This window comes from Streptomyces olivochromogenes, assembly GCF_021538895.1.
Taxonomy (GTDB): Bacteria; Actinomycetota; Actinomycetes; order Streptomycetales; family Streptomycetaceae; genus Streptomyces; species Streptomyces olivochromogenes_A.
Map to the genome: position 1 here is coordinate 59,889 of NZ_JADDRL010000013.1, position 23,149 is coordinate 83,037.

General features: G+C 69.4%; 21 protein-coding genes and 1 pseudogene. 9 read left to right on the forward strand and 13 right to left on the reverse strand.

The genetic code is table 11. The features are described 5' to 3' along the window. Window positions 1-22: 22 nt before the first annotated feature. The 5 genes from IPZ69_RS08870 to IPZ69_RS08890 are packed head-to-tail and all read right to left on the reverse strand — an operon-like array spanning window position 23 to window position 5,457. Complete coding sequence (locus tag IPZ69_RS08870; protein WP_235453463.1) at window positions 23-1,045, reverse strand: histidinol-phosphate transaminase; 1,023 nt, start codon at window positions 1,043-1,045, stop codon at window positions 23-25. Between the two features lie 3 nt (window positions 1,046-1,048). Beyond that, on the reverse strand, window positions 1,049-2,068 hold the full coding sequence (locus IPZ69_RS08875; RefSeq protein WP_235453464.1) for a 3-oxoacyl-ACP synthase III family protein: 1,020 nt from the start codon (window positions 2,066-2,068) through the stop codon (window positions 1,049-1,051). Continuing rightward, a complete protein-coding gene (locus IPZ69_RS08880; RefSeq protein WP_235453465.1) occupies window positions 2,065-2,718 on the reverse strand; it encodes an SRPBCC family protein in 654 nt (217 codons plus the stop codon). The genes IPZ69_RS08875 and IPZ69_RS08880 overlap by 4 nt, the downstream gene beginning before the upstream one ends. Beyond that, window positions 2,690-4,444 carry a thiamine pyrophosphate-binding protein gene (locus IPZ69_RS08885; protein ID WP_235453466.1) on the reverse strand — a complete coding sequence of 585 codons (1,755 nt, stop codon included), beginning with the start codon at window positions 4,442-4,444 and terminating at the stop codon, window positions 2,690-2,692. The genes IPZ69_RS08880 and IPZ69_RS08885 overlap by 29 nt, the downstream gene beginning before the upstream one ends. Next, window positions 4,441-5,457 carry a GlxA family transcriptional regulator gene (locus IPZ69_RS08890; RefSeq protein ID WP_235453467.1) on the reverse strand — a complete coding sequence of 339 codons (1,017 nt, stop codon included), beginning with the start codon at window positions 5,455-5,457 and terminating at the stop codon, window positions 4,441-4,443. Before IPZ69_RS08890 ends, IPZ69_RS08885 begins: the two co-directional genes overlap by 4 nt. A 312-nt stretch (window positions 5,458-5,769) precedes the next feature. On the opposite strand from IPZ69_RS08890, the gene IPZ69_RS08895 reads away from it, so the two are divergent. After that, window positions 5,770-8,433 carry an ATP-binding protein gene (locus IPZ69_RS08895; RefSeq protein ID WP_235453468.1) on the forward strand — a complete coding sequence of 888 codons (2,664 nt, stop codon included), beginning with the start codon at window positions 5,770-5,772 and terminating at the stop codon, window positions 8,431-8,433. Here IPZ69_RS08895 and IPZ69_RS08900 read toward each other — a convergent pair. After that, the gene (locus IPZ69_RS08900) at window positions 8,395-8,775 is read right to left on the reverse strand and encodes a DUF2255 family protein (protein ID WP_235453469.1); all 381 of its coding nucleotides are present in this window, start codon (window positions 8,773-8,775) and stop codon (window positions 8,395-8,397) included. The two genes, IPZ69_RS08895 and IPZ69_RS08900, sit on opposite strands and share 39 nt — an antisense overlap. Window positions 8,776-8,882: 107 nt before the next feature. Between IPZ69_RS08900 and IPZ69_RS08905 the strand changes: the two genes are divergently transcribed. Together IPZ69_RS08905 and IPZ69_RS08910 are read left to right on the forward strand one after the other, a co-directional pair. Then, complete coding sequence (locus IPZ69_RS08905; RefSeq protein ID WP_235453470.1) at window positions 8,883-9,170, forward strand: hypothetical protein; 288 nt, start codon at window positions 8,883-8,885, stop codon at window positions 9,168-9,170. Window positions 9,171-9,327: 157 nt separating this feature from the next. Beyond that, entirely contained in the window at window positions 9,328-10,827 is a 1,500-nt protein-coding gene (locus IPZ69_RS08910; RefSeq protein ID WP_308407438.1) for an MFS transporter, read from the forward strand. Here IPZ69_RS08910 and IPZ69_RS08915 read toward each other — a convergent pair. Continuing rightward, the gene (locus IPZ69_RS08915; RefSeq protein WP_235453471.1) at window positions 10,721-11,773 is read right to left on the reverse strand and encodes an ABC transporter permease; all 1,053 of its coding nucleotides are present in this window, start codon (window positions 11,771-11,773) and stop codon (window positions 10,721-10,723) included. The genes IPZ69_RS08910 and IPZ69_RS08915 overlap by 107 nt on opposite strands. 346 nt (window positions 11,774-12,119) lie before the next feature. Between IPZ69_RS08915 and IPZ69_RS46910 the strand changes: the two genes are divergently transcribed. Continuing rightward, window positions 12,120-13,040, forward strand: coding sequence for a calcium-binding protein (locus IPZ69_RS46910; RefSeq protein ID WP_268834387.1), 921 nt, complete (start codon window positions 12,120-12,122; stop codon window positions 13,038-13,040). A 110-nt stretch (window positions 13,041-13,150) separates the two neighbouring features. Here the strand turns inward: IPZ69_RS46910 and IPZ69_RS08930 are convergent, their stop codons facing one another. From IPZ69_RS08930 to IPZ69_RS08950, 5 genes and pseudogenes are all read right to left on the reverse strand, one after another. Beyond that, complete coding sequence (locus IPZ69_RS08930) at window positions 13,151-14,707, reverse strand: M4 family metallopeptidase (protein WP_235453472.1); 1,557 nt, start codon at window positions 14,705-14,707, stop codon at window positions 13,151-13,153. A gap of 301 nt (window positions 14,708-15,008) precedes the next feature. Then, entirely contained in the window at window positions 15,009-15,557 is a 549-nt protein-coding gene (locus IPZ69_RS08935; RefSeq protein ID WP_235453473.1) for a DUF1062 domain-containing protein, read from the reverse strand. A 257-nt stretch (window positions 15,558-15,814) separates the two neighbouring features. Further along, window positions 15,815-16,558: a class I SAM-dependent methyltransferase gene (locus tag IPZ69_RS08940; RefSeq protein ID WP_235453474.1), complete on the reverse strand. Its 744-nt coding sequence runs from the start codon at window positions 16,556-16,558 to the stop codon at window positions 15,815-15,817. A 110-nt stretch (window positions 16,559-16,668) separates the two neighbouring features. After that, a pseudogene (locus IPZ69_RS08945) lies at window positions 16,669-17,188 on the reverse strand (transposase); the annotation flags it as partial. Between the two features lie 137 nt (window positions 17,189-17,325). After that, a complete protein-coding gene (locus IPZ69_RS08950; RefSeq protein WP_235453475.1) occupies window positions 17,326-17,919 on the reverse strand; it encodes a TetR/AcrR family transcriptional regulator in 594 nt (197 codons plus the stop codon). Window positions 17,920-18,074: 155 nt separating this feature from the next. Between IPZ69_RS08950 and IPZ69_RS08955 the strand changes: the two genes are divergently transcribed. From IPZ69_RS08955 to IPZ69_RS08970, 4 genes are all read left to right on the forward strand, one after another. Further along, window positions 18,075-18,983, forward strand: coding sequence for an NADP-dependent oxidoreductase (locus IPZ69_RS08955; protein ID WP_235453476.1), 909 nt, complete (start codon window positions 18,075-18,077; stop codon window positions 18,981-18,983). An 82-nt stretch (window positions 18,984-19,065) separates the two neighbouring features. Further along, entirely contained in the window at window positions 19,066-19,431 is a 366-nt protein-coding gene (locus IPZ69_RS08960; RefSeq protein ID WP_235453477.1) for a winged helix-turn-helix transcriptional regulator, read from the forward strand. 7 nt (window positions 19,432-19,438) lie between these two features. Continuing rightward, window positions 19,439-20,230: an alpha/beta fold hydrolase gene (locus tag IPZ69_RS08965; protein ID WP_235453478.1), complete on the forward strand. Its 792-nt coding sequence runs from the start codon at window positions 19,439-19,441 to the stop codon at window positions 20,228-20,230. A 54-nt stretch (window positions 20,231-20,284) separates the two neighbouring features. Next, window positions 20,285-20,491 carry an LLM class flavin-dependent oxidoreductase gene (locus IPZ69_RS08970; protein ID WP_235453479.1) on the forward strand — a complete coding sequence of 69 codons (207 nt, stop codon included), beginning with the start codon at window positions 20,285-20,287 and terminating at the stop codon, window positions 20,489-20,491. A gap of 178 nt (window positions 20,492-20,669) precedes the next feature. On the opposite strand, the gene IPZ69_RS08975 is transcribed toward IPZ69_RS08970, so the two are convergent. Next, on the reverse strand, window positions 20,670-21,287 hold the full coding sequence (locus tag IPZ69_RS08975; RefSeq protein ID WP_235453480.1) for a TetR/AcrR family transcriptional regulator: 618 nt from the start codon (window positions 21,285-21,287) through the stop codon (window positions 20,670-20,672). Window positions 21,288-21,651: 364 nt separating this feature from the next. Here IPZ69_RS08975 and IPZ69_RS08980 point away from each other — a divergent pair, with 364 nt between their 5' ends. Beyond that, window positions 21,652-23,088: an aldehyde dehydrogenase gene (locus IPZ69_RS08980; RefSeq protein WP_235453481.1), complete on the forward strand. Its 1,437-nt coding sequence runs from the start codon at window positions 21,652-21,654 to the stop codon at window positions 23,086-23,088. Window positions 23,089-23,149: the final 61 nt, after the last annotated feature.

Below are 23,149 nucleotides of genomic sequence, written 5' to 3' on the forward strand. Positions count from 1 at the left end.
GGGGGGAAACCCAGTCGGCGTCTCACCACGTCCGCGACGTGCTCAGGTGTGCGCACAGCCCCGCCAACGCCGTCAGCACGGTGTCGTTGGCATTCCGGTTGCCGACGGTGAGACGGAGTCCCTCGCCGGGGTAGTGGCGTGCCTGGACACCGGCGTTGGTGAGTGCTGCGGCGCCCTCGTCGATCGGATCGGGTGCGGCGAGCCAGACGGAATTGGCATGGCCGGGGCGTACCTGCCAGCCGAGGGACATGAGTTCACGCCGGAGCCGTTCGCGTTCGGCGACGACGGTGTCCACGCGTAGGCGCAGCTCGCCTTCGGCCTGTAGGGAGGCCTTTACCGCCGCCGTTGCCACCGCGTTGATCCCGAAGGGCAACTGTTGCCGACGGATCCGCTCCACCAGGTCAGGAGCGCCGAGTCCGAAACCGACCCGCAGGGCGGCGAGGCCGTAGGCCTTCGAGAAGGTGCGCAGGACCAGCAGGTTGGGATGTGCGTCCAGGAGCGCGGACGTATCCGGCAGGCGCGTGTCGCGGGCGAACTCCACGTACGCCTCGTCGAGGAGCACGGTGACGCGTCGGGGGACCTGACGCAGGAACACCGACAGTGCGTCGGCGGTGACGAGGCTCCCGGTGGGGTTGTGCGGATTGCACAGCACCACGACGCGGGTGCGCTGGTCGATTGCAGCGAGCAGGGCGTCCAGATCCTGGTGTCCGTCCGGCGACAGCGGGATGGGGACAGGTTGAGCGCCGACCATGGCGGCCAGCAGGGGATAGGCGTCGAAGGTGCGCCAGGCGTAGGCCACCGTGTCGCCGGGCTGGACCACCGCCCGGAGCAACTGCAGGGCCACGCCGACCGATCCGCTGCCGACCGCGACGCGGTCGGAGGTCACCCGGCACCACGTGGCGATCTGCTCGGTGAGGTCGTCGGGGTGGAACTGCGGGTACCGGTGGGCCTGTGCGACGGCCCGTTGCATCGCCTCGCGTACCGAGGGCAGTGGGGGATACGGGCTCTCGTTCAGGGCAAGTCGGTGCAGCACCGGGATGTCCATGCCTCAGTCCCGTCCGCCGTGCCAGCGAACGGCCACGGCACCGGCGAAGTCGCCTGCGTGGGCGAAGCCCCCGAGCACCATGAGGTCGCCGTCCTCCACCTGCCGGGAGCCGATCGCGCGGTCCAAGGTGATCGGGATGGCCGCGCCGAACAGATTCCCGTACTCGTCGAAGGTGTTCAGGTGCCGTTCGGCCGGCAGTTGCAGCGCCTCGCGCCAGTTCCGCAGGAACGTACGGTTGGGCTGGTTGGTGATGAGGACGTCGATGTCGGTGCTCGCCACGCCGAGCCGCCGGCACAGGTCCATGACCACCTCGGGGACGAGGCGGTTCCCGCGTGCCAGGACCTTGGCCACGCTTGCGTCGGTGAACCCGATCCGCAGCTGGGACTCTCCCGGCTCCCAGTACTTGCGACCGTCCTCGACCGCCACGGTCATGTCGCCGGCGTACTCGCCGATGTGCCGGGTCTCCACGTCGAGGACCGGTGACTGGGCCGACGTCGTCACGAACGCCACACCGCACCCGTCGCCCGGGATCGCCGCTTGGGCGAGTTTGCGCACCTCGGACTGGGTGAAGCACTGCCCCGCGGCGCTTTGCGCGTTGCAGATCAGCGCGGTCTTCGCGTCAGTGGTGGTGAGGATCTGCCGGGCCATCTTCACCATGTACACAAAGGACGCGCAGCCCGCGTTGGCCACGTCGACGAGCCACTCCGGGTTCAGTCCCAGCCGACGCGCCACCTCGGTTCCGGCGCCCACGAACGGCAGGTCCGGCAACTGGCTGTGCACCAACAGCACGTCGACGGCTCGGATCTCCGCCCCGCCGTGCCGTTCGATCAGGGGTTGTACGGCCCGTTCGATCATGTCCGCGTTCGTCTCGTCCGCGGCCACATGGTGCCGTGACGGTGGGACCTTGAACATGGGGTGGTTGCGGAGCTTGTCCTCGGCTCCGGGGTACTCGGTGTAGAACTCCGCGGGGACCGGCTTGCCGGGAAGATAGCTCGCCACGTCGGTGAGGCTGACCGTCGTCACCGCGCCACCGCCCTGGCCGGAGCCACGCTGACCGGCAGGCCGCCCCGGTGCCGATGTTCCAGGATCGCCTTGAGATTGTTCATCTCCAAGGTGTGCCCCGCGTAGAAGAGGTCCCAGTAGTCGCCCACCCAGGGCCGGTCCGGGCGCGGCGCCTTCTCGGGATGCGGGTTGGTGTCGTAGTAGGGGTGCCGGCAGTTGGTCCAGGTGATCACCGAACCCGGCTTGTCGAGCACCAGGCGGGCCGGGACGACACGCATCAGGTAGATCATCCACAGCTTCTCGCCCTGGTCCCACGAGCAGTGGTAGTCCACGGTCATGGCCTCGGGGTTGGCGACCACCTCGCAGTAGATCCTGGTGTCGTCCTCCAGTCGGTCGTGACCGACCCACAGCCCCGGGGTGCCGCTGGGCGCGAAGTCCCGCAGGCTGCAGGTCCATTCCTCCAGATGGTGCCCCTGGCGCAGGTAGTCGTAGGCCTGCTCAGGGGGGCAGTCGACGTACTCGTGGATGGTGCAGTACTGCCCGTAGACCTGGTGGTGGGGGTAGACCGCGTGGGTGAGCTCCATGCAGTGGGCGGTCAGTTCCTGCTTGTCGGCGTTCTCGATCCGGATCAGACCGGGGATGTCAGCCAACGTGGACGACTCCTCGCTCATCTGAACCCTCCTTGCTCTTGTTGGCTTCGGTGAAGGACTGGAAGGGAAGGAACGGGGGGATCTCCCGCGGGTCGCAGGGCACCACGACGAACGCCGGGCCGCCGCCCGCGTTGCCGCGCAGCAGGGCCGTGCGCAGCTGTGCCGCGTCGTCGGCTCCCGTGGCCTCCAACGACGGGAAGGCGGCGGCCACTCCGGCGGCTATGTCGGTCGGGGCGAACAGATCGTCGCTGCGGACGCCGCCCTGGAGGAACTCCTCGCGCAGCGCGCACATGGCGTGGGCGTTGTTGTTGAAGATCACGAACGTCACGGGTGCGTCGTACTCCACGGCGGTGTGCACCTCCATCCCGTGCATGAAGAAGGCCCCGTCGCCGGCGATGACGTAGGTGCGTCGGCCGGTGGCGAGCGCGGCACCGATGCCGGCACCGAAGGTGTAGCCCATGCCGCCCATGCCGAGCGCCACCACGAAGCGGCCGTGGCGCGGTGCCGGCAGGAGATGGATCGCGCTGGCGCCCGTGTTGCCGGCGTCCACGAAGACGTGGGCGTCCTGGGGGAGTGCCGCCTCCACCGCGGCGACCGCCTGGTCATGGGGGACGGTTCGTTCTCGGTCCCCAAAGAGCGGACCCGGTGTGGGCGCGGGAAGGGGGCCGGCGTGCGGCGGGCAAGGACGTGGGTGCGGTGGCAGCCGTACGGTCACCGCGCGCAGCGCGTCGCGCAGATTGCCACCCAGTGCGATGCCTGCCACGAACGGTGGTTCGGGGCCGAGACAGACGACGTCGGTGGCGGCCAGGGCCTGGTCGAGGCCACCGCGTGCCAGGAGCGGCAGTCGGGTACCGACCAGCAGGCACAGGTCGGCCCGCCGCAGACAGTCTTCGACGTTGGCGTGGCCCATCACCCCGGCTACGCCCGCGAATCGGGGATCACGGTTGTCGAAGACGTCCTTGGCGTCCGGGGTGACCGCCACCCATGCCCCGAGGCACTGGGCCAGTTCGGCCAGTTCCCCGCGCGCGTCGTCGGCGGCAACACCCTCACCGGCGATGACGAGGACGCGACCGGCCTCGTGAAGGGCGTCCGACACGGCGCCGACGGCAGCTGTGTCGAGCCGCGCCGCGGATGCCGTCGCGGGGCCGCCCGGTGATGTCGGGGCCATGTCGTGGGCGGGTACCTGGATGCGCGCCTGCTGCACGTCCTTGGGCAGCAACAGCACGGCCGGCCCGCGCGGTTCGGCCTGCGCCGCCGCGACTGCCAGGGGCAGCAACTCCGTGAGCGAGGACGCGTCATCGACCCGGGCGCAGAACCGGGAGACGGGCGCGAAGACCTCCCGTGCGTCGAAGGAGCCCGCCTTGCCGCTGGAGTCCTGGAACGCCCCGTGCCCTTCCTGGCCGGTCGGAGGCTGACCCACCAGGGCCAGCACGGGCACCCGGGACGCGTACGCCTCCGCCAGACCCGGTACGAGATTCATCGCCCCACCGCCCGAGGTGGCGGCAACAACGCCGAGGCGCCCGGTGACACGCGCGTATCCGTCGGCCATGGTGACGGCGGAGAACTCGTGTTTGGCGACGACGCCGCGGACGGCGCCGCCGCGGTGCACCGCGTCATACAGGTCCTCGATGTTCGCGCCGCCGACGCCGAACATGTGGGTGACGCCGGCCCTGGCGAGTTCCCCGGCCAGGTAGTCGACCGTCCGTACCGTTCCTGCCTCGCGTAACTCCGAGGTCGCGGTGGTCATACGGGGCTCCCCTCCCTCTCGTGGTGCCGGTCGATGAGGCCGGATGGCGAGATGACCTGAAAACGGTGCCGGTATTCCTTGGGGGTGAGTCCCAGGGTTCGTCCGAAGGAGCGGAAGAACGTCTCGGTGGCGGCGAAGCCGCAGCGGCCGGCTATCTGGCCGATCGTCAGGTCCGTCGTCTCCAGCAGTTCGCGAGCACGGGCGATACGCGTCCGCTCGACGTACTGGCCGGGTGTCGTGCCCACCTCGCGCCGGAAGACCCGGGCGAAGTTGCGCTGACTCATGTTGGCCTGCCGCGCGATCTCGGCCACGGGCAGCGGGTTGTCCAGGTTGTCGAGAATCCACTCCTGTGCCGCCCGGATCGGCGGGTGGTCGGCCAACTGGGCGTCGAGGACGGCGCTGTACTGGGACTGCCCTCCGTGCCGCTTGAGGAACAGCACCAGAAACCGTGCCGTCTCCAGCGCGAGCGCGGACCCGTGATCCGCCTCCACGAGGGCCAGCGCCATGTCGATGCCCGTCGACACGCCCGCGGAGGTCACGAAGGGACCGTCCCAGACGAAGATCGGCTCGGCGTCCACCGTCACATCCGGATAGCGGCACGCCAACGCCTCGCTGTACGCCCAGTGAGTGGTGGCGCGTCTGCCGTCGAGAAGGCCCGCCTCGGCCAGCAGGAAGGATCCGCCGCAAACGGAGGCGACCCTGCGCGACCGGGCCGCTGCCTCACCGATCCAGGACACGAGCGCCTGGTCCTGGAGCGCGTTGCCGACACTCCAGCCGCCCGGCACGAGAAGCGTGTCGATCGGGCCCTGCCCCGCTTCCAGCGGCGAGGCCCCGACCACCACCCCCGAACTCATGCGCACCAGCGGTGCGTCGGCGGACACGAAGTCGGTCCGGTAGGGCGTGCCCGCGGGGCCCAGGAGCCGGTTCGCGGTATCGAACACTTCAATCGGTCCGGTGACGTCCAGGGCCATCGCGCCCGTGTACACCACCACAACAACACGTCGCTCCAACACAGTCACACCCTGTATCGAACGCCGTACTGGCTGCAATGACAGATTACTGACGTATCCGGCCAACAAACGGCGTGGAACGCGTACGACCGGCGCTGGCAAGGCAGTTCGTGCGCCGAGCAGGCAGCGCTGGGTGAGACAGTTCACAGGGCGTCGGCGCGGGTGCGCGCCGCATTGGTTCGGGTCGGAGTGTGCGTGAGGCTTGCACACCCACGCCGCCGGACGCCCGTGAGCCGGTCGGTACGAGCGGGGGGTGACCCTGGCCGACCGAGGTCCTGGATTCCCCTGCGGCGTCGGACCGCATAGGTTTCGGGCATGCCCGAGACATACACGGATGCGCTGATCGGCCGTCAGGACGAGATGCGGCGTCTCGACGCCCTGCTCCAAGCGGCACGGGAGAGCCGGGGCGGCGCCCTGGTCCTGCGTGGTGAGCCGGGCATCGGCAAGAGCGCGCTCCTGCGGCACGTGGACGAGGCCGCGACCGGATTCTTCGTCATACGGGCGTCCGGCGCGGAGTTCGAGATGGAGCTGCCGTTCGCCGCGCTGCACCAACTGCTCGCGCCCGTCACCGGCCGGCTCACGGCGTTGCCCGCGCCGCACCGCAAGGCGCTGGAGATCGCTTTCGGCCTCGACACCGGCACACCCGATCCGTTCCTGGTCGGTGCCGCGTCGCTGGGCCTGTTGGCGGAGACCGTACAAGAACGCCCGCTCCTGTGCGTCGTCGACGACGCACAGTGGCTGGACCAGGCGTCGGCCAAGGCGCTGGCCTTCCTGGCCCGCCGTATCTCGGCCGAGTCGGTCGCCCTCGTGTTCGCGGCGCGCGAGCCGAGCCGCCTGCCCGAGCTGGACGAGCTGCCCGGCCTTCGGCTTCAGGGGCTCGGCGCATCGGATGCCCGCGCACTGCTCGCCGTGGCGAGCCGCGCCCCGCTGGACGAGCGGGTGCGCGACCGCATCCTGGCCGAGTCGCGCGGCAACCCCCTCGCGCTGGTGGAGCTTCCCAGGACCGCCGGACTCGCCGGAATGGCGGGCGGGTTCGCCCAGCCCGACTCGGTACCCGGCGTGATCGAGCAGAGCTTCAGGTCCCGGCTGGAGCTCCTGGCGCCGGAGGCCCGGCTGCTGGTGACCGTCGCCGCCGCCGACCCGACCGGCGACCCCGGCCTGCTGTGGCGTGCGGCCGAACGCCTGGGCATCGACGCGAGTGCCGCCGCCCAGTGTGCCCCGTTGGTCGAGTTCGGCACCCGGATCCGGTTCAGCCACCCCCTTGCCCGCTCGGCCGCCTACCGCGCGGCGACACCGCAGGAGCGGGCGAGGGCGCACGAGGCGCTGGCCGCGGTGACCGACCCGGTCGCCGACCCCGACCGGCGCGCATGGCACCGCGCCCAGGCCAGCGCCGGCCCCGACGAGGAGGTCGCCGCCGAGCTCGAAGCCTCCGCCACCCGCGCCCGGGAACGTGGCGGTGTCGCGGCGGCGGCGGCCTTCCTCGAACGCTCGGCCGCGCTCACGATCAGCCCGGTCCAGCGCGCCGAACGGGTCCTCGCCGCGGTCCGGGCCAAGCTCTCGGTGGGCGACTTCGACAAGGCGGCCGAACTGCTCACCACGGTCCCGGCCGACGATCCGGGCCAGGCCGCCAGGGCCGACCTGCTGCGCGGCAAGCTGTCGTTCGTCCGCCGCCGGGGAGACGAGGGCCCCACGGCGTATCTCCTGCGTGCCGCCGCCCGGCTTGCGGCCACCGACCCCGCCTGGTCGCGGGAGTGCTATCTGGACGCCGTCGAGATGGGCCTTCTGCTCGGCGGCCTCGACCACGTGGTGGAGGCCGCGCGGAACGCCCCGCCGGCGGGCGAGCCGGTGTCCGGCGCCGCGGCGGTCCTGACCGGCCTGATCAACCTGGTCGGCGACGGGCATCCCGCGGCGGGGGAGATCCTCGGGCCGATCGTCGCCGACGCCGACGCCGAGGTGTGGGCCAGGCGGCCGTCACTGGGCTTCATGCTGGCCACCGAGCTGTGGAACATCGACGCCATGCAGGGCATCGCCATCCGTGCCGTCGCGGCCGGCCGCGAGTCGGGCTCCTTCCACGCGCTGCCCATAGGACTGGCCATGCAGGCCGCCGTGACCGCGCACACCGGCGACTTCGGTGCCGCGATGGAGCTGATCTCCGAGGAGGAGGCGATCGCCGACGCCACCGGCGCGGCGCCGCTCGTCTATCCGCGCCTCCACCTGGCCGCGCTGCGCGGGCGGCGCAAGGAAGCCGCCGAGCTGTTCGCCTCGGTGGACCACCGGATGAGCCTGAGCGCCCAGTGGGCGACGGCCGTGCTCGGCAACGGCCTGGCCGACTACCCGGCCGCGCTGAAGGCGGCGAAGCAAGCGGTCGAGTACGGCGCCGTCGGCACGGCCGGCCTTGCCCTGCCCGAGCTGGTCGAGGCGGCCATGCGCTGCGGCGAGACCGAGGCCGCCGCAACGGCACTCGCGTCCCTCCAAGAGCGCACCCAGGTGGGCCGGCAGCCGTGGGGTCTCGGCGTCGAAGCCTATGCGCGGGCCCTGGTGACCGAGGACGAGTCCGCCTATCAGGAGGCGATCGCCCTGCTCGACGACAGCGCAGTGGTCGTCTACCGCGCCCGGGCACAACTGCTGTACGGAGAGTGGCTGCGCCGCCAGGGCCGGCGCCGTGACGCCCGCTCCGCGCTGCGCCTGGCGCACGAGCCGCTGTCCGACCTCGGTGTGGAGGCGTTCGCCGAACGTGCCGCCGGCGAGTTGCGCGCCACCGGCGAACAGGCCCGCAGCCGCACGTCGAAGGCATCGGACCAGCTGACGATGCAGGAGGTGCACATCGCACGCCTGGTCGCCGACGGCGCCACCTCCAAGGAAGTGGCGGCGAAGCTGTTCCTCAGCCCGCGGACGGTCGACGCGCATCTGCGCAACATCTTCCGCAAGCTCGGCCTCACTTCACGCAGACAGCTGCGCGACCTGCCCGACATCCGTTAGCCGCATGGTGGTGGCCGCGGCCTCGGGACCGTTCATCGACTCCACGGGGCCGGGCCAGCTCGACCCGTACTTGGCCCGGTAGGCACCGGAGACACGTCGGACCAGCTCGGGGTCGTCCACCGGTCGCAGGGCGACGGACAACCGGACCCCGGGCACCTCCACCTCCACTTCCGTGTCCGTATGCCGTAGAACCCGGCGGTACCAGGCACTGCGCCGGCCGAAGGCCGAGCGCACATACGCCTCCCCGTCGAGCACCACCACCCAGACCGTCCTGGCCGACCACCGGCCGTCCGCATGCCGAACCCACAAGACGATCTCCGCACGATCCATGTCAGCGCTCATGGACCAACTTTCACCGCGGCTGCACTACCTACGCGTCGGCGGTCTTCACCTAGATAGGCGGGCTTCACCGACGCGAGAGCGGTGCTCTCGCAACGAAGCTGAGTGCCATGACGAACATCGACATGAAGCCCGAAACCGCGAACGACACCGACACCGACATCGACTTCGCCGCCGAGACCGACACGTACACCGCGGAGGCGACCCCCGGCGCACAGGCGCCTCACCACAAGGACTCGAAGAAGAACAAGGGCACGAAGAAGAACAAGGCCCGGCGCCGCACCGCCAAGGCACTGGCGTACTTCGCCCTGATCTTCAGCGCACTCCTGGTCCTGGCCGAGCCGTGGCTGCTGCTCCCGGTCGCCGCCCTGCTCCTGGCGATCTCCCTCTGGGACTGACGGCGGCCGCCGAGATGACGCCCCGCCGCGATCCCATGCTTCCGCTGCCAGGACGGCCCGCGACCGGGGCCTGTCGAACAGGCGTGGACAGGAGTGGACAGTCCGGGCTCCTGGCAGGCCTGGAATGTGCACACCGGCTCGTACGACGGTGTGCGCTGTGAACCTCAAGCGCACACCACCGGCTCCGGTACCGCCCGCCTCTCGTTCGGGAGCCGTGCTCGCGGCGCTCGCCGCAAGCCAGTTCATCATCATGGTCGCGACCTCGATCGTGAACGTGGCGCTGCCCCACATCCGCGCCGGCGTGGGTCTGTCGGACGGCGGGACCACCTGGGTGGTCAACGCCTACAGCCTCGTTTTCGGGGCGCTGCTGCTGGCGGGCGGCCGGGCGGCCGATCTGCTGGGCCGCCGCCGGGTGTTGACCGCCGGTCTCGCGCTCTTCGCGGTGGCCTCGCTGGCCGCGGGACTGGCCTCCTCCTCCAACGTGCTGATCGCCGCCCGAACTGTTCAAGGTGTCGGCGCCGCCGCCATCGCCCCGGCCGCGCTCGCCCTGGCCATGGAGCTGTTCCCGTCCGGTCCCGCACGGGGCAGAGCGCTGGCGGTGTGGGGAGCGGTCTCGGGCGCGGGAGGAGCGTCCGGTGTCCTGCTGGGCGGAGTCCTCACGCAGGCGTGGGGCTGGCCCTGGATCTTCTACTTCGTCGCGTTCGGGACGGCACTGGTGCTGGCCGCCGTGACGCTCCTCGTCCCGCGCACGGCCGCCCGCAAGGCCGGGCGGTTCGATTGGCTGGGCACCGCCACGGTCAGCCTCGCCCTGACCTGCCTGGTCTGGGGCCTGACCACCGCACGCGCCGCCGGCTGGACGGACACCCGGGTGCAGGGTGCCCTCCTCGGCGCCTGCGTGTTGCTCGCGGCCTTCGTCGTGATCGAACGTCGCCGGCCGGACGCGCTGGTACCGCGGAGGCTGTTCACCACTGGTCGCGTGGCCGCGGGCAACCTGCTGATGGCGCTGCAGGGTTCGGTGTGGATCGCGCTGTTCTTCTTCCTGTCGCTCTACCAGCAACAGGTCCTGGGAATGCCGCCCCTGGCCACGGGTGCGGGCCAACTCCCCTTCGCCCTGGCCAATATGCTCGGCTCCACGCTGGCACCGCGCCTCTCCCGGCGGATCGGCGCCCGGGCGACCGTGACCGCGGCCCTGTGCACCGAGGCCGGCGGAATGCTGTGGCTGTCCCGGATCAGTGTCCACGGCAGTTACTTCGCGGACGTCCTCGGTCCCAGCATCCTGATCGGCCTGGGACTGAGCATCACCTTCGTCCAACTGACCGCACTGGCCGTGGACGGTGTCCCGGGACAGGACGCGGGCCTCGCCGGTGGACTGGTCAACACCACCCGCCAGGTCGGCGGCGTGATCGGCCTTGCCGCCCTCACCACCCTGGCCGGCTCCGTCACCGCCGCCGGCCATCAGACCCACCTCGAAGCCGTCACCGCCGGCTACCGCACCGCGTTCGCCGCCTCCGCCGCGCTCCTCACGGCCACCGCACTCCTCGCCATGGCGCTCACCCGCCGGACCCGCCGCAACGACGGTGCCCTCGCACACACGACGGCCACGCCCACAACGCCCGCTCAACAGGAACAGAACTCGCGCAGCGCACCCGCAACTTGACCGCCCGGCCGCTCCACCTGGCAACCAATTGCCGCAACACCGCCGCCCCGGCCGCCGCCGACTCCGGATCGACGGACCTCACCGCACACCGGGCCTGGCGGGCTGCGCGGTGCACTGCAGCATTGCGCTGGGCATTCACCGATGCGCCCGGCGGCAGGAACCGTCCCAGAAAGCCCAGGACCGGAGGGAGCAGCGGCCAGGCGACCGCGCCCCCGGACGAGGGGTTGCCGAGGATGACCAGCAGCAGCCACGTGGGCAGTACTGCCCAGCGGCCCAGGAAGGTGTGGAACGCGGTGAAGATCATGCCTGCCGTGAACATGGTGAGTGCGCAGATGCCCCATGACTGGGCGAATGGCAGCCGCACCACCCCGAGTACCCAGTCGGTCATGACACAGATCCACAGGCCGCCCAGCACGGAATAGCCGACGGTGGTGGCAATCCGCTCGGCGGGGCGCAGCGCCTGCGCATGCACTCCGAGCTGGATGGCGCCGACCAGACCGAGGATGGTCGACCCCAGCGTGATGTAGAAGAGAGCGAGCCTCTGAGAGTCGGTGGCCGGAAGCGGTTTGACGTCCCTGACCTGGACCGGGATGCCGAGCGCCCGGCCCACGGCCGGGGCGCTTCGAGCGAGGACCCGAGCGACCGACGCACCCGCCGCGCTCGCCACATCGACCTCCACTCCGGCCGGTTGACGCTGCTGGATCGCGAACTCCTGCTGCTCATCGACCGCGGCGAGCGCCCTGCCGTAGTCGGGATACGGATGGAGGACCAGCGACGTACCGAGCGTGGCCTCCAGCGCGTCGGTGAACCGGTCGCCCTTGACCGACCTTCCCGTCACCGCGACGGGGATGGCATGCGGTACCGGATCGGCCATCGCCCAGCAGTAGGCGCCGAGGAAGAGTCCGGCAAGGGCCGCGATAATGAGCGAGATCACCACCGCGGGCACGAAGCGAGACGACGTCAGCCGCGACCATCCGTCCTGACCGGGCCACCGACGTGGTTCCGCTGTAGTCCGACGCTCGCCCATGTTCATGATCGTATGCGGGGCCCAGGGCGACGCCCGGCCGCCTTCACCGACTCACCGCGCCATGAATTCCTGACGAAGCCTGTCCGGCAGGCAGATGTCAGGCCGGGCCCGGACAGTTCGATCGTCGCTGGTCAGCGGCTGGTTGTACTCGCCTTCGCGGGGACAGCGACAACATGTCGCCGTACTACTCGGGGCACAACCTCCTGCACGTGCCGTGAGTCACCAGTGGTTGTCGAATCCGCATGTTTCTCACGGAGGTTGTGCCATGTCCTCTCCTTTCGTCAGGCACAGGACGCGTCGCTCGGCATCGGCCCTGGCCCTGGCCGTCGGCGCGGGACTGACCGCGTCCATCGCCCTGCCCGTCACGGCCGACGCCGCGGCCGCGGCCGCCAGGGTGGAGCGAGGTGACGGCGGCCGGTCGATCATTTACACGGCGGCGTCCGGTCAGACCAACAAGGTGAGCGTCACCGCGACGTCCACCGACGGCTCGGCGCACATCACCTATGTCATCGATGACGTGGTCCCGATCGACATCGCCCCGACGGAACAGAATTGCTCTTATCCCGACAACGCGGACCGCACCAAGGTCTCCTGCACGCAGACCACCATGGCGAGCCAGGTGTCGTACGGCACGCTGTCCATGACGCTCGGCGACGGCGACGACACCATCACGTACAACAACGCCACCGGCCAGGCCCACTACATAGCCGCGATCGACCTGGGCGACGGAAAGGACAGGTCGACCCACATCGGCAGCGTCGACGGCAACGAGGTCGAGGGCGGACCCGGCGACGACACCATCAGGCTGGGCACCTACGGGATGGCCTTCGCCGAAGCCGGCAACGACACGATCTACACCGCGGACAGGGCTGTCGCGACGGGCCAGAGTGGTGTCGACACGATCTATGCCAACGGAGACGAGACCGACGCCGACGGGGGCACGGGCAACGACTTCATCTACGGCGGCCCGGGCCGACAGCGCCTGAACGGCGGGGACGGCAACGACACGGTGCGCGGCGGCACCGGCAACGACATCGTGTACGGCAGCCCGGGCGCCGACATCCTCTACGGCAACAGCGGCAACGACACGTTGTATGGGAACAGTGGCAACGACAGGCTGTACGGCGGCCCGGGCAAGGACACGCTCTCGGGCGGGCCCGGCGCGGACGTCCTGCGTCAGGACTGAGCTGCCTCGCCGGCTGAGGTGCGCTTCCTCGTAGCCAAGAAGAATCAGGGGTTCCGGATCACTGGGAGTGATTCGGAACCCCTGAGCGCAGGCCGGAGCCTACGGTGTGGCTAGGCCACGTTGACCGCGCTCCAGGCGGCCGCCACGGTCTTCGCCTCCGCGCCGTCCGCGCCGTACAGGTCGCCGGCCGCCTTCAGGGTCGCCTCACGAGCGGCCTTGTAGTCGGTCGTCGACGTCATGTAGGTGGTGAGCGCCTTGTACCAGATCTTGTACGCCTTGTCCCGGCCGATCCCCGTGACCGTCGAACCGTCCGACGTCGGAGAGTCGTACTCGACACCGTTGATCGTCTTCTTGCCGCTGCCCTCGGACAGCAGGTAGAAGAAGTGGTTCGCGATGCCGGAGGAGTAGTGGACGTCGAGGTCCCCGGCGCCCTGCTTCCAGGCGTCCAGGGAGTTGCCGTCCTTGCTGGGCTTGTCCATGTAGCGCAGCGGCGTGCCGTTGCCGTTGATGTCGAGCTTCTCGCCGATGAGGTAGTCGCCGACGTCTTCCTTGTTGTTGGCGAAGAACTCGACCGAGGTACCGAGGATGTCGCTGGTCGCCTCGTTGAGCCCGCCCGACTCACCGCTGTACTCCAGCTTGGCGGTGCGCGAGGTCAGACCGTGGCTCATCTCGTGGCCGGCCACATCGAGAGAGGTCAGGGGCTTCTTGTTCCCCTCACCGTCGCCGTACGACATGCAGAAGCAGCTGTCGTCCCAGAATGCGTTGACGTACGCGTTGCCGTAGTGAACCCGGGAGTACGCGGCCTTGCCGTCGCCGCCGATGCCGTCGCGGCCGAGCTCCTTCTTGTAGAAGTCCCAGGTCATCGCGGCGCCGTAGGCGGCGTCCACGGCAGCGGTCTGCGGGTCGTCGCTCTTGCCGGTGCCCCACTTGTCGTCGTCGTCCTTGACGATGTCGCCGGTGCCACTCTCGCCCTGGTGCAGGTCGTAGGTCTTGTGGCCGCCGCGCTCGGCGTCGGTGAGCTCGAAGCCGGAATCCGTCTTGGTGCTGGAGATCGGGACCTCGCCGCTGTACTGGCTGGTGCCGGTGCCGGTCTCGATGGCCTCGTACTGGTACAGCTTCTTGCCCGTGGTGGCGTCGGTGACGACGTGCAGCCGGCTGGGGGTGCCGTCCTTCTGGACACCCGTCTTGACGGTCTCGAAGGCGAGCACCGGGTCGCCCTTGCCTCCGGCCCAGATCACCTTGCGGGCGCCGGCCGCCGCCTTGAGGGCCGCGGTGGTGGTCGCCACTGATATACGGGCGTTGTTGGCCTTGGTGACGCCCTTGAGCTTGCCGTTCTTGGCGGTGTGGGTGACGAGGTCACCGCCGAGTACGGGCAGCCCGGCGTAGGTGCGGTCGTACCGTGTGTGCACCGTGCCGTCGGCGTCCTTGATGACGTCACGCACGATCAGCTTTTCCTTGGCGCCGAGCCCGAGAGTCCGGGCGGCCGACGCCGCTTCGGTCTGCGCCGCCTTGACTGCCGCGACGCGGTCGAACGTCCGGTGGCCCTGGGTGGTGGCCGCGGCTCGTTCGGGGGTGGCCTGCGCCGCACCGGTCTGTGCCGCGATCACAGCTGCGGCAGCCAGGGCTACAAGGGCAGCGGTAGGCCGGGTGTTTGCATGGAGGGTCATGCGGTCTCCATCGTTCGATCCTGTGGGGGGATGCGAAGAGCCTGTCACCTGGTGTGAGGAGTTGACAGGACACGGACACATGTCTCACAACTCCTCGACGTTTTCTGTCCGCTTATGGCGGTGGAGTGTTCGATAGTCGGCTGAGTTTGACTGAGCATCAGCCGAGCCCAGGCGGGTTCAGGTTGGCGGAGCATGGACTCAGCGGGGCTTTTCCAGCTCCACAAGAACCCTTGGGCGTGGGTGAGTTGGCGCTGGGCTTCCCACAGCGCCGGTCAACGCGGCGTCCTGACGGTGGACTTGCTCAGCGCTTGAGCGTGAAAGTGAAGTCGCTGGATAGCTTGCCGCTCAGCCGGACTGCCGAGACGAGTTTCCCCTCCGTGATCAGTCGCTCGACCTCGGCCCGCGAAAGACCGCAACCTTCGGCGATCAGGCGCACCGGTCGGACAGGTATCCGCGCCGCGAAGCGGACCGAAACGTCGATCACCTCGCGTTCCAGGTGATCCGATCCGCCGGTGTCGAGACGCCAGGCGTTGTCCCAGTCGAGGGCGATGCGATTACGGCGCCGCACGACCGGATCCTGGAGCAACTCGGCTGTCAGGCCAGGGTCGTTGTCATGCAGCCGGTCCAGCAGCTCAGGTCGTACGGAGCGCACGTTCACCCGCTCCAGGACCGTGAGCTTTGCGGTTTCCCCGCAAGCGGTACAGAGCACGAGGAGCCAGGCGTCGATGAGCTTGTGGTTCGCGTTGACGCGAAACTTACCGCTCGCCCGGAAGCGCTCGGACGCGCACGCGTGGCAACGGCGGAGAACGAGCGGCAGGCAGGTGGGCACGATCACCCAGTGATTGAGCACAGAAGTACACCGGTTTCAGTGAGAAATCCGCAGCAAGAAGCAGCGCGGCGCACATGCGCGACGCGCGACGAATCAGCTCTCGGGAGGTCTCACAGGGTGTACAACGGCACGTCCTTGCCTGGACGACTTGGTGCGGCAGCACGGTAATGGCGCCCAGCGGCGCCGCTCCACTGGTTTTCGCGTTGGTCGGAGCGACGGGGAGCGTTGAGAAATCCGCGGGGTCGGCGGGTGCGTAGGTCGGCGGTCGACGACGAGGCTCAGCGGTCGGCGACGAGTAGCCGGTATCCGACGTCGATGGTTTCGAGCGTGAGCACATCGGCGTGTTGTGCGTGCCAGTGGCCGGATGCCAGGTCGTCCGCGAGTCGGGCCAGGCCAGGCGCGATGACGTCTTCTCCGGGCTGGGCAAGCAGGGAGATGCCCGCGCGCACCTTGGGATCGAGGTACGCCCCGGGGCGGCGCCAGAATGCTGCGGCGAATCCGTCCACACAGTCATGGGGGATCTGGACGGGTACCTCACGTGCTCCGCCGAGCAGGTGCACCAACTGGTCTGTCGGCGTGGCGCGGGTGTCATCGAACGCGGCTGCCTCCGGGAGGTAGTCCCGGACGAGCCAGAACCGTTCACGGAAGATGTGCTGGTCCCACGTCAGGATGACAATGCGGCGGCGGGCGACCCTGCGCAGTTCGTGGATGCCGCCCGCGAGGTCGGCCCAGTGGTGGACGGTCAGCAGGGCCATCACGGCGTCAGCGGCGTTGTCACGCAGCGGGAGGTGTTCCGCGACCGCCTGAACGGCGGGCGCGGATCCGGATGGACGTTGGGCGATCATGACCTGGCTGGGTTCGACCGCGAGGGCCGTCTGCGGCGGTTCGTACGAGCCAGTACCCGCTCCGACGTTGATCACGTCGGTGACGTCACCGAGTGCAGCGTTGATCTGTGCGGCGATGCGTGGATCAGGCTGTCGCGTCCGGGCGTACGTAGCGCCGATTGAGTCATAGGTGGCCATGCCAGTCAGTATGCGAAGCACGGGCGGTTGCATGGGCGCTCATGTCTGAAGTCGCCTTACGGGGGCCAACACGATGCGTTGAGTTGTCGGTGGGTGATCGGGCAACAGGTTCCGCGACGGGCGATGGCGGGCACGATGCCGCGGGCCTGGACCTGGTCGCGGTGGACGTCGTGGTCGTAGCCGCGGTCGGCGAACAGGGAGTCCGGTCCGCGGTGGGGCCGTCCGACCCGGTCCCGGACCGGCGGGATCGTGTCGAGCAGGGGCAGCAACCGCGTGACGTCGCTGCGGCTGCCGCCGGTCAACGAGACAGTGAGTGGGATGCCGCGGCCGTCGGTGATCACATGGTGCTTCGAGCCGGCCCGGCCCCGGTCGACCGGCGGCGGGCCCGTGTGGAACCCCTTTCGGCGCCCTGACGTGGGACCAGTCGACCACACACCGGGACCGGTCCAGCCGCGCTGCAGCGTTGAGCTCGGCGAGCAGCACCTCGTGCACTTACAAGATCCCGCACAGCAACTCCCGGTCCGGCAACGGCTTCCGCCCCGGGTACCTGAACCGGCGCTGCCGCTGGGGCAGCAGCGGTTCCAAGCAGTCCCACAACTCGTCCGGCACGATCCACGGCGACGCTCCCACGTCATGTCGAACGCTCAACTCACGCCCAGGAAACGGCTGTCAGAGGTGACGAACCTCGTTGTGCCAGCCCCTGGAAGGCCGATCAGAAGCCGGATCACGCATCGCTGCTGATGGTCCATGCGTGGATGGGCCGTGCCTCAGGACCCCGCGGGCGTGTGGCCGATGGTGGTGAGCCACTGGGTGACGATGGTGTCGATGAACTCGTCGGTGGCTTCGGCCCGGTCGAAGAAGAGGCGGGCGAGGAGGGGGCCGTAGAGCAGGGTGTACTGCTCGGAGGTGATCTGTCGGCCGGAGGGCTCCAGGAGCTTGTTCAGTGCGGCGAGGCGGTCCTCCATGATCCGGGCCATGGCCTGGGCGCTGTCGGCGTCGTGGTCGGCTTCGGCGGCTATGGCCAGCGCGGCGGTGCGGGTGGCGGGGACGGTGATACCGGCGCGGAGGCTGATCATCCAGGCGGTGGCGACGGCGCGTACGTCGGTACCGGGTTCGGGGTAGCCGACGTCGGGGCCTTGCAGAGTGACGTCGGAGAGCAGGGCTGCGCGGTTGGGCCAGTGCCGGTACAGGGTCTGGCGGGTCACACCGGCCCGTTCGGCCAGGAGCGCGGTACTCAGCCCGGTCAGCCCGACCTCGGGCAGCAGCTCACGAGCGACGGCCAGGATGCGGGCGCGGGTGCGCTGCACGCGGGGGTTGCTCGGATTCGGCTGACGGCGATGGACGGGCGGCATGGACGGCATGGGACCCATCCTACCCAGAAATCACACATGGCGTGTGACGCACGTTACCTCGCATCGACTTCGTATTTCACACGAGCTGTGTGATACACCAGAGAGGCAATCACACGAACTGAGTGATTCAGTGTGTGCCCTCTCCTTCTTTCCTGGAGTTCTCGATGTCCACCGCGATCACCTACTCCCGCTACGGCAGCCCGGACGTTCTCACCCTGACCGAGGTCGACACCCCAGAGCCGGGTCCGGGCCAGGTCCGGATCAAGGTCCGGGCGGTCGCCGTCAACTTGATCGACCTGAAGATCCGCTCCGGGATGATGGACGGTGTCTTCCCGGCCGAGTTCCCGGTGCTGCCGGGCTGGGACGTCGCCGGCGTCGTCGACAAGGTCGGCGAGGGTGCCACCGCTTCGGTCGGCGACGAGGTCTTCGGCGCTGCCTCCGTCGGCGGCTACAGCGAATACGCCCTGCTGGACCAACCGCTCGCCAAGCCCAAGGAGATCTCCTTCGACATCGCCGCCGCCCTGGTCACTGTGGGGGAGACCGCCTACCGCGGCCTGCATCACCTGGGCGCCGGGGAAGGCGACACTCTGCTGATCCACGGTGCGGGCGGCAGTGTCGGCACCATCGCCGTCCAACTGGCCGTCTCCCGGGGCATCACTGTGGTCGGCACCGCCGGCGAGGACGACATCGAGCGCCTCACCACGCTCGGTGCCACTGCCGTGGCATATGGCGGGGGCTGGGTGGAGCGGGTCCGGGCCGCCGCCCCGCAGGGTGTGGACCACGTCTTCGACGCCTCCGGCGCCGGTGTGCTGCCGGACTCGATAGCTCTGGTCGGCGACGCGGTCCGGGTGATCACGATTGCCGACATGTCCGCCGCGCAGCACGGGGTGCGTTTCACCGGCGCGGATTCGACCGACCGGTTCTGGCAGGCCCTGCCGCGACTGGCCGATCTCATCGCCGTCGGCAGGCTCGATGTCCCCGTCCGGCGGACCTACCCGCTGGCCGAGGCCGCCCAGGCGCACGCCGACATCGAAGCCCGCCGCGCACGGGGCAAGGTCATCCTCCTGCCCTGACGTCCGGACCGCCGCGGCCCCGCCCGGAAGTCTGCAGCCACGCGTGCCCGTACCGGTACGTCACGAGACGGAGCCGAAACCGATGGCACTCGTCACCATCCCCGCGCTGACGGCGGATGCGGACCTGGCCGCCGCGTTCGCGGTGCTGGGCCGGAAATGGAACGGGATCATCCTGCACACCCTGGCCGCCCGCCCGGCCCGGTACGGCGAACTGCTCGCGGCCATCGGCTCCATCAGCACCAAGATGCTCAGCGACCGGCTGCGGGACCTGGTCGACGCGGGCCTGGTCACCCACGCCCAACTCCCGCCCGGCCCCGCCACCTACACCCTCACCGGCGACGGTCAGGGCCTCATGCCCGCGCTGGAACGGATACGCGCCTGGCAACAGCAGCGCAATCTGCCCAACGCGTCCCCACCCGAATTGATCACAATACTCGCGAAGGAATGACCCACTGATGTCCGCACACGCCCTGCCCGAAGCCACCTTCGCCCGCACCGTCCTGGGCTCCGGCCCCGGCCTCGCCCTCGCCCACGGCGCCGGCAGCAGCATCGACAACACCTATGGCCCGATCCTTCAGGGCCTGGCCGCCCAGCACACCGTGGTCGGCGTCGACTACCCCGGCAGCGGCGAAACCCCCCGCTCCACCGCGCCGCTGTCGCTGGACGACCTGGCCGACCAGCTCGTCGCCGCCGCCGTCACCGAGGGCCTGGAGACCTTCGCCGTCTCCGGCTACTCCCTCGGCGGCCTCGTCGCCATGCGCGCCGCCGCCCGCCACCCCGAGCGCGTCACCGCCCTCGTCCTGACCGCGACCCTCCCCTACCGGGACAACCGGCTCGCTCTGGCCACGTCGATCTGGCGCAAGCTGGCCGAGTCGGGCGACCGTGAACTGCTGGCCGAGTTCATGGTGATGATGGCCATGGGCGCCGACGCACTGGAGGCGACGCCGGACGAGCAGCTCCAGCAGACCATCGGCTTCACGGCCGCCACCGTCGCCGACGGCACCCCCGAGCACGCTGAACTCGCCGGCCGGACCGACGTCCGCGACGACCTGGCGCGCATCCAGGCGCCCACCCTGGTCATCTCCACCACCCAGGACTGGTTCACCTCCACCCGCCTGCACCACCAGATCGCCGATGGCATCCCCGGAGCCCAGCTCGTGGAGATACCCACCGGTCACCTGCCCATGGTCGAGCGCCCCGAGGAATGGCAGAAGCTCATCACCACCTTCCTCGCTCAGCACCCGTAGGACGCATGGGCATCACACCATCCTGACGCCCCATCCGCCCGGCCGACCGGGCGGATGGCACGGCAGACCGCACCCCACCCCCACCAGAAGGCGTTCTGCGACACCTGGGCACTCATCTCGTACCTGGCCGCCCAGACCCGCACCGTCACCTTCGATCCCACCGTCGCCAGCCTCGACGTCCTCACCAGCGGCCGCCTCCAACTCGGCCTGGGAGCAGGAGCCTTCTGGGCATGTGGAGCACGCAACGGTCCCTCCGCATAACCGGCCGCCACCACCACGTCGAGGGCCTCCACCCCGGCCCCGCCCCCAGCCCCAACCTGGGTATCTGGCTGGGCTCCCCTGGGCCCCGGACCCTCGTCCGCCAGGCCCTCCCGTCACCGAACCGACCTCGCGCGCGCCACCGCGGCTGGGGCGCAAGGCCGGTGGATGCGGCTGGCTGTCAGTCTCGTGATGTTGCCGAAGTGTGCTCGGTGATGGCCTCGAACAGGAGGAGGCCCTGGTCCACCAGTTCCTCCCTTGAGATCCCCAGCTCTCCGTTGAACCAGCTCAGCAGCATCTCGCTGACCGCGCCCACGACGGCCACGGACAGGGTGGTGGGGTCGATCCGGGGATCATGCAGCCCTTCTTTCAGGAGGGAGTTCACGAGGCCGCTCATGCGCTGCAGGCCCAGACGCCGTTCGCGCGCCGTGAGAGGACCGGCCCCCAGGGACTCCGCGAGTTTGACGCGCCCTTTTCTCGGGTCTTCCAGAGAAAGCCCGACGACGGCGTCGATCACGTCTCGAGCCCGGTCGCGCAGCGGCCGGTCCGTGGCGATCGCGTCGGCGCACCGGGTGATCTGTTCCTCGTAGATGTCTCTCATGAGTGCTGCCATGAGATCGTCGAGGGAAGTGAAGCTCTCCGCGAAGTACCTGTCCTTCAGTCCGGCGTGGCGGAGTACCGCCCGGATGGAGGTGTGGGCGTATCCCCGGCTGGAGAAGAGTTCAAGTCCGCTTTCCATGAGGCGCCGACGGCGGAGCGAAGCGCGCTCTTCCGCCGTGGCTCCGCCATATGTCCTCATGAGGTGTCACCTCTCCTTGAGGCGTCCTGCTCATGGTGCGAGGTCACGCACCGGGGCTGGGCGGCAGCCGTGGCATTTCCATTCCCATTCTGCCCATCTGGTGACAGGTTACCCCAGATGGGTGTAATGTCGCATTTATTCAGTTCTGAACGGTGAAAGCGCTCCTTAGGGCCGGTACCAGGCGCAAGGGGCGTCGCAGATGTGGCCCACCCGCAGGTTCGGCGCGCCGGGCCACTGCGCAGGAAAGCCATGACCGGCAGCGGTCTGTGTGCCGCGCTGAGGACCCCCGTGCCCGCTGGTCATCCACGTATCGAACACCACGGAGTGTCGTGGCCCCAAGGCCATGCCGTGGGGAGAGTTCACCATGGATCCCAACCATCTGTTCATCGGCGGACGCTGGGTGCACACGTCCGGCGACCGTGTCATCACCGTCGCATCCGCGAGTACCGGCGATCAACTCGGTACCGTGCCGGACGGTTCCCAGGGCGACATCGACCGGGCGGTCGGAGCCGCTCGTATCGCATTCGACGCACCGACCGGCTGGGCCTCCTGGGGCCCTGACCACCGCGCGGCCGCCATGATCCGTCTCGCGGATGCGCTCGACGCCAGGACGGAGGCGACCTCCGCAGCCGTCAGTGCGCAGAACGGCATGCCGATCACTGTCGCCCGGTCCTTCGAAGGTGTGGTGCCGTCAGCCCTGCTTCGCTACTACGCGGGTCTGGCCGACAGCATGACGTCCGAGGAATTGCGCACCGGACTGCCCCGTGGCACCACCCTGGTCCGCAGGGAACCCGCAGGCGTCGTAGCCGCCATCATGACCTGGAACTTCCCTCAGACCATCGCCTTCTTCAAGGTGGCCCCGGCTCTGGCAGCCGGTTGCACGGTCGTTCTCAAGCCGGCTCAGGAGACGGTTCTCGACTCGGTGCTGCTGGCGGAGGCGGTCGAGGAAGCGGGCATCCCCGAGGGCGTGATCAACATCGTTCCGGGCGGCCGCGACACCGGCGCGTATCTGGTCTCCCATCCTGGTGTCGACAAGGTGTCGTTCACCGGATCGACCAGAGCCGGGCGCCAAGTGGCTGCCGCATGCGCCGAGTTGCTGCGGCCGGTGACCCTGGAACTGGGAGGCAAGTCCGCCGCCGTCGTTCTCGACGACGCCGACCTCGCCGCGAACGCAGAGCAGTTCTTCATGGCCAGTCTGCTGAACAACGGTCAGACCTGTTACGCGAGTACCCGGATCCTGGCCCCCCGCAGCAGGTATCGGGAAGTGGTCGCGTTCTGTACGGCGATGGCCCATGACGCCGTTGTCGGTGATGCGCTCGCCCCCGACACCCAGATCGGCCCCCTCGTCAGCCAGCGCCAGCGCGAACGGGTCCTGCGTTACATCAAGACCGGCCTCAACGAAGGGGCTCGGCTCACCACCGGAGGAGGCCGGCCACCCGGCCTCGATCGAGGCTGGTTCGTCGAACCCACCGTTTTCGCCGACGTCGGGAACGCATCGACCATCGCGCAGGAAGAGATCTTCGGCCCGGTCCTCACGATCACGCCCTACGGCGGTGAGGAGGAGGCCGTGCGCCTGGCGAATGAGTCGGCCTACGGCCTCGCCGGCACCGTATGGACCTCCGACCTGGACCATGGTGCCCAGGTGGCCCGCCGTGTGCGGACCGGCACCGTCGGGCTCAACGGCTATCTTCCCGACCTCACCTCCCCCTATGGGGGCAGGAAGGCCAGCGGACTGGGCAGCGAACTGGGGCCCGAGGGGCTTCTCGCATACCAGCAACTCCAGTCGATCTACCACCCCTGATGCAACAGCCGGCCTCCGTCGCCCGGCTCGGGCGAGTCCGGGCGACGGATGCTTGCCGGGC